Raw genomic sequence first — 11,066 nt, 5'->3', positions numbered from 1 at the left:
CGTCCTCGCTGAGCATCGTGACGATTGGTGATGCCATTGTGCCCGGCTGTGCACGCCGATGCGAGGAGGTTCCGGCGGCCCCGCACCGCCGGCCCGCTGCGTAACCTTGAGGGGTTCGACCCGTACCACCGGTACGACCCGTGCGGCCGCAGGCCCAGCCCCAGGAGAGCATCCGTGTACTTCACCGACCGTGGCATCGAGGAACTGGAGAAGCGGCGCGGCGAGGAAGAGGTCACCTTCGAGTGGCTCGCCGAGCAGTTGCGTACGTTCGTCGACCTCAATCCGGACTTCGAGGTGCCGGTCGAGCGGCTCGCGACGTGGCTGGCACGGCTGGACGACGAGGACGAGGACGAGTAGCCGTCGCCGGGGCGGGGCCGTCCGGTCGGGGCGGGGCCGTCCGGTCGGGCCGGGTCAGCCGGGCGGGCCGGGTCAGCCGGGCGGGCCGGGTCAGCCGGGCGCGCGGATGCTGTCGCGGGCGCGGATGCTGTCGCGGGCGCCGGCGCGGTCGTGGGCGCGGGCCCGGTCGTGGGCGAGGTCGAGGGCCCCGGCGGCCAGCAGCAGGGTCCCCGCGGCGATCCGGCCGCCGCTGTGGTGCCGTACGCCCGAGACGGTCAGCGGGAGGCCGAGGGCCAGTTGCGCGGCGGCCAGGGCGCGCGCCTTGGGGCCGTGCATCCAGGGACCCAGAGGGCCCGCCTCGACGGCGTCGCGCTCCGCGCGGACCGCGTCCCTCCACCCCGTCCGGCGGATCTCGCGGGCGTCGGGCAGGGCGCGGGCGGCGGAACCGAGCCGGTCGGTCGACGCACCCGGGACGAGTCCCGCCGGCAGCAGCACACCCGCGCGCGTGAGGACGGCCAGCAGCCCGCGCACGCGCGCGTGGGCGTCGCTCTCGGGGTCCGGCCGGGCCAGCCGGTCGAGCGCCTGCACGTCGAGGACGGGATCGAGGCCGAGCCGGGCGGCGAACGTGCGCATCGCCTCGTCCTGGCCGACCGGGGTGCCGTCGGCCAGCCATTCGTAGCCGACGGGGCGGCGGAAACCGGCGGCCAGGGTGAACCCGCTGTGGTCGGCGTCCCACCACAGGGCCAGTACGGGCCAGGGGGCGCCGACGGCGAGAGCCGCCGCCCAGCCGGTCACCACGCGGTCGACCGGCTCTTTCCCGAGCAGCCAGGGCTTCCCCTCGGGGACGAGCACGCTCCAGTCGCCGCCCGCGTCCGCGAGCACCGTCCGCTCCGCGAGCAGCCGCGCGACGGAACCGGCGGCCTCGGGGGCGGCCCGGCAGAGCAGCAGGGCGCCGGGGGCCGCCGTGCGGGGCGCGCCGGGTCGTGCGACGGGCTCGCGGGGGCCGGGCGGCTCGTCGGGGACCGGCGGCTCGTCGGGGACCGGCGGCTCGTCGGGGCTGGTCGGCATGGTTCCACGGTAGGGCGGACGCGCGACGGAGTGCCCGTTTTGTTCCGCCCCGTACTCCGCGTCGCGCCTGCCCGACGCCCCACGTCGCGCTCAGCCCCGCATCCCGCGTCGTGCCCAGCCCCGCATCCCACGCCGTGCCCAGCCCAGCCCGGCACCGGACCGCACCGCCCGCCGTCCGGCCCGGCGTCCCGTCGCCGGAACAAGTGCCTTGACTTTCCGGATCCGCGATATATCGTGTTGTTCGGAAGACGCGATATGGCGTGTCGCGTGCCGTCCGGTCCGAGGAGGTCCGCATCATGTCCGAGTGGTCCGTCGCAGAGCCGAGCAAGCTGACCTTCGACGATCCCGTGACGACGCTCCACGTCCGCGTCGTGAACGGAACGGTCAACGTGGTGGGCACCGACGAGGGTTCCGCCCGGCTCGAGGTGTCCGAACTCGACGGGCCTCCCCTGATCGTGACGCAGAAGCGCGGCACCCTGACGGTCGCGTACGAGGACGTGCCCTGGAAGGGCTTCCTCAAGTGGCGCGAGCCCAAGCACTGGCGCCGTACGGCCGTGGTCTCGCTGGCCGTTCCGGCGAGCACGCGGATAGAGGTCGGCGTCGTCGGCGCCGGCGCGGTGGTCTCGGGCACGGAGGGCCGCGTGGAGGTCAGGGGTGTCACGGGCGACACGACGCTCGTCGGACTCTCCGGCCCGGCGCAGGTGAGCACGGTCTCGGGGAGCCTGGAGACCCAGGCCGTCACCGGCGACATCCGGTTCAACTCCGTCTCCGGCGACCTGACCGTGGTCGAGGGCGCCGGCTCCTCGGTGCGGGCCGAGTCGGTGAGCGGTTCGATGATCGTCGACCTGGACGCCACGGGGACCCGGACGGACGTCCAGTTGTCGAACGTCTCGGGCGAGATCGCCGTCCGGCTGCCGCACCCGGCGGACGCCGAGGTGGAGGCCAACACGGCGAGCGGCTCCGTCTCCAACGCCTTCGAGGACCTGCGGGTCGCCGGGCAGTGGGGCGCCAAGAAGATCACCGGCCGGCTGGGCGCGGGCAACGGCAGGCTGAAGGCGGTGACCGTCTCCGGCTCCATCGCCCTGCTCCGGCGCCCTCCCGCGGAGGAGGAGCCACCGTCGCACGGGACGACCGCGCCCGAAGGCCCGGCCGACGGTGCGCCCGAAGGCCCGGCCGACGGCACCCCCGACAGCCCGGCCGAGGGCATTTCAGGCAGCCCGACCGCCGGACCGACCGCCGGACCGACCGGCAGCCCGACCGGCAGCCCGACCGACAAGAAGGTGCTCTGACATGGCTCCCGTCTTCGCCCACGGCCGTCTGCGGCTGTATCTGCTGAAGCTGCTGGACGAGGCCCCGCGCCACGGGTACGAGGTGATCCGGCTCCTGGAGGAGCGCTTCCAGGGGCTCTACGCGCCCTCGGCCGGCACCGTCTACCCACGGCTGGCGAAGCTGGAAGCGGAGGGCCTGGTCACCCACACCACCGAGGGCGGCCGGAAGGTCTACGCGATCACGGACGCGGGCCGTGCCGAACTGGCCGACCGCAGCGGCGAGCTGGCCGACCTGGAGCTGGAGATCCGCGAGTCGGTCGCGGAGCTGGCGGCCGAGATCCGCGCGGACGTGCGGGGCGCCGCCGGTGATCTGCGGCGCGAGATGCGCGCGGCGGCCAACGACGCCCGGCAGGGCGGCAAGGGCCCCGGCGTCAAGGGAGGGCACGGCTCACCGGGAGGCGGGTCCGGCGATCCCGGGTCCTTCGGGGAGTTCTCGGAGAAGGAGTCGTGGCGGGCCGCGAAGGAGGAGATGCGGCGCGTCAAGCAGGAGTGGAAGGAACAGGCCCGCCGCGCCAAGGACGAGAGCCGGCGCGCCCGCGACGAGGCCCAGCGGGCCCGGCGCCAGGCCAAGGAGGCGCAGGAGCACGCCCGCGCCCAGGCGCAGGAGGAGTTCCAGCGGATGGCCAAGCGGGTGCAGGAGCAGGTCCAGGACCACTTCGCGCGGGGCGACTGGCCCACCGGCGTCCGCGAGGGCCTGAGCGAACTCGCCAGGGAATTCGGCGACCTGGGCAAGGAGTTCGGCAGGGACTTCGGCAGGGACTTCGGTTTCGGGCGCACGGAGAAGCCGGCCGACCGGCCGGAGCCCGGGTTCGAGCCCGAGTACACGGTCGCGCGGGACGACTTCCCCGCCGCGTACGAGCCGTCCTGGGCCCACCAGGAGTCCACGGGCGACCCGGCCCGCGACCTCGACCGCCTCCTGGACCGCTTCCGCGACGACATCCGCGACGCGGCCCGCGACCAGGGCGTGACGGAGGATCAGCTCCGTGACATACGGCGTCATCTGTCGACGGCGGCCGCGCACATCGGGGCGGCGCTGCGGACACCGAAGAGCTGACGCCGGGACCATGTCCTGGCCCTATCTCAGCCTGCCGTGGCCGTACCCCAGCTCGCCCTGGCGGAGCGTCAGCTCCCCCGCCGCCACGTCAGCCCGCCCCCTGAGCCCCGCGCCAGCCCGCCCTCTGGGCCCCGCTCCAGCCCGCCCCGCTCCTGCCTCAGCCCGTCCCGTCCCTGCCTCAGCTCGCCCTGGCCGTGCCTCCGCCCCACAGGACGCGCCGTACGCCGTCGTGCGTCACGCCGTGGTCGGCGAGGACCTCGGCCGGGACGCCGGGGCGCGCGGTGAGGGCGAGGAGGAGGTGCTCGTCGCCGATGTGCCGGTCGCGGTGGGCGACGGCGATCCGCAGGGACTCGGTGAGCAGGTTCCGGGCGGCGCGGCTGAAGGCGTGGCGCCCGGACCACCGGCCCCCGCTCCCGCTCCCATTCCCGCTGCCGTTCCCCCCGCCCGCCAGCGCCCCCGCGCCGTGCGCCTCCTCCACCCGGGAGACGATCTCCGTGAGGTCGATGCCGAGTCCGGAGAGCGCGTCGGCGTCGGCGCGGGACAGGCCCCCGCGGCGGCGGGCGTCCGCGAGCCCCCGCGCCACCGACTCGCGCCGGCCCTGGTCGGCGAGTCCCAGCGAGGACAGGGCGAAGGACCCGCGGCTGCCCTCCCGGTCCAGGAGGGCGAGCAGCATGTGCGCGTCCTCGACCCGGCTCTCACCCGACCGTTCACAGTGCTCGACGGCGCCGGTGACCACGGCGCGGGCGTCCTTGGTGAACCGTTCGAACATCACTGCCTCCCGTACTTCTTGTGAACTGCCTGCCTGCTCACACCGAGTTCCGCGGCGATCTCCTGCCACGACCAGCCCTGATTGCGCGCACTGCGCACCTGCACGGCTTCGAGTTGTTCCAGCAGCCTGCGCAGTGCGGAGACCGCGCGCAGCCCGATCCGGGGATCGCGGTCACCCGCCCGCTCGGCGAGATCCGTAGCTTCGGTCATGACGTCAACTTACATTGACACCTGGCGCCCGTCAACTGAAGTTGACATACGGGAGGCGTGGGGCGCCCAGGCATCGATATCCAGGCGTACGGTCAGGCGTGCTGTCAGACGTGTCGTCAGGCGTACGGTCAGGCGTGCTGTCAGGCCGTGGCCAGGACGATCTTCCCGAACAGGCCGCCCGCCTCCATCCGCTCGAAGCCCTCGCGGGCGCGGTCGAGCGGCAGCACCTCGTCGATGACGGGCCGCACACCGGTCGCGGCGCAGAAGGACAGCAGGTCCTCCAGCTCGTCCTTGGTGCCCATGGTGGAGCCGACGACCTTGAGCTCCAGGAAGAAGATGCGGGTCAGTTCGGCGTGCGAGGGACGGTCGCCGCTGGTCGCGCCCGAGATGACGAGGGTGCCGCCGGGACGCAGGGACTTGACGGAGTGGGACCAGGTGGCGGCCCCGACCGTCTCGATGACGGCGTCGACGCGCTGCGGCAGCCGCGCCCCCGGCTCCAGCGCCTCCACGGCGCCCAGCTCCACGGCGCGCTTGCGCTTGGCCTCGTCACGGCTGGTGGCGAAGACGCGCAGCCCCGCGGCCTTGCCGAGGACGATCGCGGCGGTCGCGACACCGCCGCCGGCGCCCTGCACCAGGACGGAGTCGCCGGGCCGTACGCCCGCGTTGGTGAAGAGCATGCGGTACGCCGTCAGCCAGGCCGTCGGCAGACAGGCGGCCTCCGCGAAGGACAGCTCCCTGGGCTTGGGCAGGACGTTCCAGGCCGGTACGGAGACCTGCTCGGCGAAGGTGCCCTGGTAGCGCTCGGTGAGGATGGAGCGGGGTTCGTCCGGGCCGATGCCGTGGCCGGACTGGCCGATGACGGAGTGCAGGACGACCTCGTTGCCCTCGGCGTCGATCCCCGCGGCGTCACAGCCGAGGATCATCGGGAGCGCGGCCTCGGACAGGCCGACCCCGCGCAGGGACCACAGGTCGTGGTGGTTGAGGGAGGCGGCCTTGACGGTCACGGTGGTCCAGCCGGGCCTGTCCTCGGGGGCCGGCCGCTCCCCCACCTCCAGTCCGTCGAGCGGCTGGTCACGGTCGATTCGGGCGGCGTAGGCAGCGAACATGACCTTGACGATAGGTTCTGCCCCCGCCCGGCGGAACCAGGTCCCCCTGTGACACGCGTCCCGCCGCCCAGGGGACCCACCTCACACGGCCCCCAACGCGGACCCACCCCCTCAAGCAACCGCCCACACCGCACCCCGGACCGACCCCACCGCACCACCAGGCCGCCCACACCGCACCCCGGACCGACCCCACCGCACCACCAGGCCGCCCACACCGCACCCCGGACCGACCTCACCCCCTCAAGCAACCGCACCCCGGACCGACCTCACCGCATCACCGGGCCGCCCGCACCCATCCGCCCCACCGCGCCTCCATGCAGCCCCACCACACGCCCAGAAGCCCCCACCGCACCCCGGACCGACCTCACCGCACCACCAGGCCGCCCGCACCGCACCCATCCGCCCCACCGCGCCTCCATGCAGCCCCACCACACGCCCAGAAGCCCCCACCGCACCCCGGGCCGGCCTCACCGCACCACCGGGCCGCCCCGAACACACTCATCCACCCCCGCCACACGCCCAAGCGGCCCCACCGCACAACAACCAGAAGCCCGCCCCCGGCCCCGCCCGGCCCCCCGAACAGGCCTCCCGCCTCGCACGACAGCGGCCCCGCCGGGAAACCCCGGCGGGGCCGCGAGAACCGGTCACGCCCCGCGCGTCAGCGGATCAGCGGCGCGCCACGCCCTCCGCCCGGGCCGCCGCGGCCACCGCCGCGGTCACCGCCGGGGCCACCCGCTCGTCGAACGGCGAGGGGATAACGTAGTCCGCGGCGAGGTCGTCCCCGACGACCGCGGCCAGCGCCTCGGCCGCGGCGATCTTCATCGTCTCGGTGATCCGGGAGGCCCGGACCTGGAGCGCGCCGGCGAAGATGCCGGGGAACGCGAGGACGTTGTTGATCTGGTTCGGGAAGTCGGAGCGCCCGGTCGCGACGACCGCCGCGTACTTGTGGGCGACCTCCGGGTGCACCTCGGGGTTGGGGTTGGCCATCGCGAAGACGAAGGCGTTCTCCGCCATCGAGGCGACGGCCTCCTCCGGCACCGTGCCGCCGGAGACGCCGATGAAGACGTCCGCGCCGGCCAGCGCCGACTCCAGCGAGCCGGAGATGCCGGCCTTGTTGGTCAGCTCCGCGAGCTCGCGCTTGACCGGGGTGAGGTCCTCCCGGTCCGTGGAGACGATGCCCTTGCGGTCCGCGACCGCGACGTCGCCGAGCCCCGCCTCCAGCAGGAACTTGGCGATGGCGACCCCGGCCGCGCCGGCGCCCGAGATCACCGCGCGCAGTTCGCCGAGCGTCCGCCCGGTCAGCCGCGCGGCGTTGCGCAGGGCCGCCAGCGTGACGACCGCGGTGCCGTGCTGGTCGTCGTGGAAGACCGGGATGTCAAGGCGCTCCTGGAGCTTGCGCTCGATCTCGAAGCAGCGCGGCGCCGAGATGTCCTCGAGGTTGACGCCGCCGAAGGAGGGCGCCATCCGGGCCACGGTGTCGACGATCTCGTCGACACCGGTGCAGTCGAGCGCGATGGGCACCGCGTCGACGCCGCCGAACTGCTTGAAGAGGATCGCCTTGCCCTCCATCACGGGGAGCGAGGCCTCGGGGCCGATGTCGCCGAGGCCGAGCACGGCGGTGCCGTCGGTCACGACGGCGACGACGGACGACTTCCAGGTGTAGTCGTGGACCAGTTCCGGCTGTTCGGCGATGGCGCTGCACACCTTCGCGACGCCGGGCGTGTACGCCAGGGACAGGTCGTCCTTGTCGCGGACCGGCACGGTGGCCTGCACGGCCATCTTGCCGCCGCGGTGCAGCGCGAACGCGGGGTCGAAGGAATCGAGGGGCTCCGCCCCGCCGTCCTGGTCCGTATTGCTGTCGCTGCGAGGATTGACGATCTCCGCTGCCACTTGTTTACCCCTTAGGTCTGCAGGTTGAGGGTGTCCACTCCTGATTGAGAAGTGGGCGGGCACCGCGCAGGCCCAGCCGCCGTGATTGCGTACGGACCGATACGCGACGGGCGCGCCGCACACGCGCCCAGAGCCCCGGATGAGGGGTGTAAAGAACCTTCTTACCGGACGGACCGCGTCTGGGACGAGTCCGTGGCGCGAAGCTCACATGCCGGTGGATGCCGGTGACATGACTCATAGCCGAATATGTGGACAAGTCAGCGATTGATCTTCAAGCGCCCCGCTCGTACCGAAGTGGGCGTTCACATCCTGAGATGCGCCGGAGATCCTCCGGCCGGGTGCGGGAAATGCCGCACAAGATCCGGCTTTGCCAAGGCGGCAAGCCGCGGTTCGGGGGTCGCCCGTTATCCGATTTTGACATGGCGGGTCACCTGAATGCGCGAGTCCAAATGGCAAGATGCCGTCATCACTCAAGGTCGCGACACCCGAAGGTGTGTGTTCACGTCGACCCATCGGCAACTCCCTCACCCGCCGGAGGAACCAAATGACCGCAAGTTTCACCCGTCGTACGACCGCCGCGCAGTCCCGGATAGCCGCGGTCGGTGCGATCGCGGTCGCCGGCGCCCTGCTGCTCACCGGCTGCGGTGACCAGACCAAGGACAAGGACAAGAGCGAGGGCGGCACCGGGTCGTCGAGCTCGGCCCCGCTGGCGGACAAGCTCCCCAAGGAGATCCGCGACAAGGGCGTCATCAAGGTCGGTTCGGACATCGCGTACGCGCCGGTCGAGTTCAAGGACGACTCCGGGAAGACCGTGGGCATCGACCCCGATCTCGCGGAGGCCATGGGCAAGCAGCTCGGCGTGACCTTCGAGTTCGAGAACGGCACCTTCGACACCCTGCTGACGGGCCTGCGCTCCAAGCGCTACGACATGGCGATGTCGGCGATGACGGACACCAAGGACCGGCAGGAGGGCGTCGACTCCGACACCGGCAAGAAGGTCGGCGAGGGCGTCGACTTCGTCGACTACTTCACCGCGGGCGTCTCGATCTACACGCCCAAGGGCAAGACCCAGTCCATCAAGACCTGGGACGACCTGTGCGGCAAGAAGCTCGTGGTGCAGCGCGGCACGGTCTCGCACGACCTGGCCAAGGACCAGGCCAAGAAGTGTCCGAGCGGCAAGAAGCTCACCATCGAGGCGTACGACAACGACCAGCAGGCCCAGACCCGGCTGCGGGCCGGCGGCGCCGACGCCGGTTCCTCCGACTTCCCGGTGGCCGCGTACGCGGTGAAGACCTCGGGCGGCGGCAAGGACTTCGAGATCGTCGGCGACCAGGTCGAGGCCGCCCCGTACGGCATCGCCGTCGCCAAGTCCAACACCCAGCTCCGGGACGCCCTCCAGGCCGCGCTGAACGCGGTCATCAAGGACGGCACGTACGACAAGATCGTCGCCGAGTGGGGTGTGGACGCGGGCGCCGTCAAGGAAGCCACGATCAACGGAGGCGAGTGACCGCGGGTCCCGCGGCGCTGAAAGGCAACATCCGTGACTCCTGACATAGACAAGACGCCGGAACCGGATCCGGGTCCGGGCCCCGAGAGCGCTCCCCCGGCCGGACCCGAGGCCATCCGCGCCATCCCGGTCCGGCACTACGGGCGCTACGTCTCCGCGGTCGCCGCGATCGCGATCCTGGTCTCGATCATCTACGCGTTCGGCCAGGGCAAGATCAACTGGCATGCCGTACCGGACTACTTCTTCGACGACCGCATCATCAAGGGCGTCGGCCAGACGCTGCTGCTGACGGTGCTCTCGATGCTGATCGGCATCGCGGGCGGCATCCTGCTCGCGGTGATGCGTCTGTCGAAGAACCCGGTGACGTCGTCCATCGCGTGGTTCTACATCTGGTTCTTCCGCGGTACGCCGGTCCTGGTGCAGCTCGTGGTCTGGTTCAACCTGGGCCTGGTCTTCGAGTACATCAACCTCGGCCCGATCTACAAGGACTACTGGTCCAGCTTCATGACGCCGCTGCTGACGGCGCTGCTGGGCCTGGGCCTGAACGAGGCCGCGTACATGGCCGAGATCTGCCGGGCCGGTCTGCTCTCGGTCGACGAGGGCCAGACCGAGGCGAGCCACGCGCTCGGCATGAGCCACTCCAAGACGCTGCGCCGCATCGTCATCCCGCAGGCCATGCGCGTCATCGTGCCCCCGACGGGCAACGAGGTCATCAACATGCTCAAGACGACCTCGCTGGTGTCGGTGGTCCAGTTCTACGAACTGTTCCGCTACGCCCAGGACATCGGCCAGACCTCGGGCGCCCCGGTGGAGATGTACTTCCTCGCCGCCGCCTGGTACCTGATCCTCACCTCGGTCCTGAGCGTCGGGCAGTACTACGTGGAGCGGTACTACGCGCGCGGTTCCAGCCGCCAGCTGCCGCCCACCCCGTGGCAGAAGGTGAGGGCGAACATGCTCTCGCTCGGCCGCCCGAAGGGAGGCATGGCATGACCGCCATGGTCAAGGCCGAGGGCGTGCACAAGTCCTTCGGCCCCGTCGAGGTCCTCAAGGGCATCGACCTGGAGGTGAGGTCGGGCGAGGTGTTCTGCCTGATCGGCCCGTCCGGCTCCGGCAAGTCCACCTTCCTGAGGTGTATCAACCACCTCGAGAAGATCAACGCCGGACGTCTGTACGTCGACGGGGAGCTGGTCGGCTACCGCCAGAAGGGCGACAAGCTGTACGAGCTCAAGGACAGCGAAGTGGCCTTGAAGCGCAGGGACATCGGCATGGTCTTCCAGCGCTTCAACCTCTTCCCGCACATGACGGCGATCGAGAACGTCATGGAGGCGCCGGTCCAGGTCAAGGGCGTGGCCAAGGCCGCGGCCAGGGAGCGCGCGGGGCAGCTCCTGGAGCGGGTCGGCCTAGCCGACAAGGCGGGCAACTACCCCTCGCAGCTCTCCGGCGGCCAGCAGCAGCGCGTGGCGATCGCCCGCGCTCTGGCCATGGACCCGAAGCTGATGCTCTTCGACGAGCCGACCTCGGCGCTCGACCCGGAGCTGGTCGGCGACGTCCTCGACGTCATGCGCGACCTCGCCGAGTCCGGCATGACGATGGTCGTCGTCACCCACGAGATGGGCTTCGCCCGCGAGGTCGGCGACTCCCTGGTCTTCATGGACGGCGGCGTGGTCGTCGAGTCGGGCAACCCGCGCGAGGTCCTGACCAACCCGCGGCACGAGCGCACACAGTCGTTCCTGTCGAAGGTGCTGTAGGCGTCCGGCGCAGGCGAGCGGCGAGGGCGGTACGGGATCCCCGTACCGCCC

At 71.8% G+C, this 11,066-nt stretch carries 11 protein-coding genes; 6 read left to right on the top strand and 5 right to left on the bottom strand.

Annotation, left to right across the window (positions count from 1 at the left end; translation table 11 throughout):
- Positions 1-174: 174 nt before the first annotated feature.
- Positions 175-357: a DUF6104 family protein gene (locus tag ACFV6E_RS14125; protein ID WP_003961784.1), complete on the top strand. Its 183-nt coding sequence runs from the start codon at positions 175-177 to the stop codon at positions 355-357.
- Between the two features lie 90 nt (positions 358-447).
- Here the strand turns inward: ACFV6E_RS14125 and ACFV6E_RS14120 are convergent, their stop codons facing one another.
- Positions 448-1,404 (bottom strand): hypothetical protein, encoded by a 957-nt coding sequence (locus tag ACFV6E_RS14120; RefSeq protein ID WP_385461609.1) that lies wholly within the window; start codon positions 1,402-1,404, stop codon positions 448-450.
- A 296-nt stretch (positions 1,405-1,700) separates the two neighbouring features.
- On the opposite strand from ACFV6E_RS14120, the gene ACFV6E_RS14115 reads away from it, so the two are divergent.
- Positions 1,701-2,693 carry a DUF4097 family beta strand repeat-containing protein gene (locus ACFV6E_RS14115; protein ID WP_385461606.1) on the top strand — a complete coding sequence of 331 codons (993 nt, stop codon included), beginning with the start codon at positions 1,701-1,703 and terminating at the stop codon, positions 2,691-2,693.
- A 1-nt stretch (position 2,694) separates the two neighbouring features.
- Complete coding sequence (locus ACFV6E_RS14110) at positions 2,695-3,786, top strand: helix-turn-helix transcriptional regulator (RefSeq protein ID WP_385461603.1); 1,092 nt, start codon at positions 2,695-2,697, stop codon at positions 3,784-3,786.
- Positions 3,787-3,964: 178 nt separating this feature from the next.
- Here the strand turns inward: ACFV6E_RS14110 and ACFV6E_RS14105 are convergent, their stop codons facing one another.
- The 4 genes from ACFV6E_RS14105 to ACFV6E_RS14090 all read right to left on the bottom strand — a co-directional run bounded on the left by ACFV6E_RS14105 (position 3,965) and on the right by ACFV6E_RS14090 (position 7,760).
- The gene (locus tag ACFV6E_RS14105; protein ID WP_385461600.1) at positions 3,965-4,555 is read right to left on the bottom strand and encodes a Clp protease N-terminal domain-containing protein; all 591 of its coding nucleotides are present in this window, start codon (positions 4,553-4,555) and stop codon (positions 3,965-3,967) included.
- On the bottom strand, positions 4,555-4,764 hold the full coding sequence (locus tag ACFV6E_RS14100; RefSeq protein WP_010984411.1) for a helix-turn-helix domain-containing protein: 210 nt from the start codon (positions 4,762-4,764) through the stop codon (positions 4,555-4,557). Before ACFV6E_RS14100 ends, ACFV6E_RS14105 begins: the two co-directional genes overlap by 1 nt.
- A gap of 140 nt (positions 4,765-4,904) precedes the next feature.
- On the bottom strand, positions 4,905-5,870 hold the full coding sequence (locus ACFV6E_RS14095; RefSeq protein ID WP_385461597.1) for a zinc-binding dehydrogenase: 966 nt from the start codon (positions 5,868-5,870) through the stop codon (positions 4,905-4,907).
- Positions 5,871-6,536: 666 nt separating this feature from the next.
- The gene (locus ACFV6E_RS14090) at positions 6,537-7,760 is read right to left on the bottom strand and encodes an NADP-dependent malic enzyme (protein WP_385461594.1); all 1,224 of its coding nucleotides are present in this window, start codon (positions 7,758-7,760) and stop codon (positions 6,537-6,539) included.
- Between the two features lie 544 nt (positions 7,761-8,304).
- Between ACFV6E_RS14090 and ACFV6E_RS14085 the strand changes: the two genes are divergently transcribed.
- From ACFV6E_RS14085 to ACFV6E_RS14075, 3 genes are read left to right on the top strand one after another with little or no spacing between them, the layout of a single operon-like run.
- A complete protein-coding gene (locus tag ACFV6E_RS14085) occupies positions 8,305-9,267 on the top strand; it encodes an ABC transporter substrate-binding protein (RefSeq protein WP_385172220.1) in 963 nt (320 codons plus the stop codon).
- Positions 9,268-9,300: 33 nt separating this feature from the next.
- Positions 9,301-10,257: an amino acid ABC transporter permease gene (locus ACFV6E_RS14080; RefSeq protein WP_385172217.1), complete on the top strand. Its 957-nt coding sequence runs from the start codon at positions 9,301-9,303 to the stop codon at positions 10,255-10,257.
- Complete coding sequence (locus ACFV6E_RS14075; RefSeq protein WP_385172216.1) at positions 10,254-11,015, top strand: amino acid ABC transporter ATP-binding protein; 762 nt, start codon at positions 10,254-10,256, stop codon at positions 11,013-11,015. Before ACFV6E_RS14080 ends, ACFV6E_RS14075 begins: the two co-directional genes overlap by 4 nt.
- Positions 11,016-11,066: the final 51 nt, after the last annotated feature.

It is taken from the genome of Streptomyces sp. NPDC059785 (assembly GCF_042732375.1).
Lineage (GTDB): Bacteria > Actinomycetota > Actinomycetes > Streptomycetales > Streptomycetaceae > Streptomyces.
This window is presented reverse-complemented; position numbering and strand designations above follow the sequence as displayed.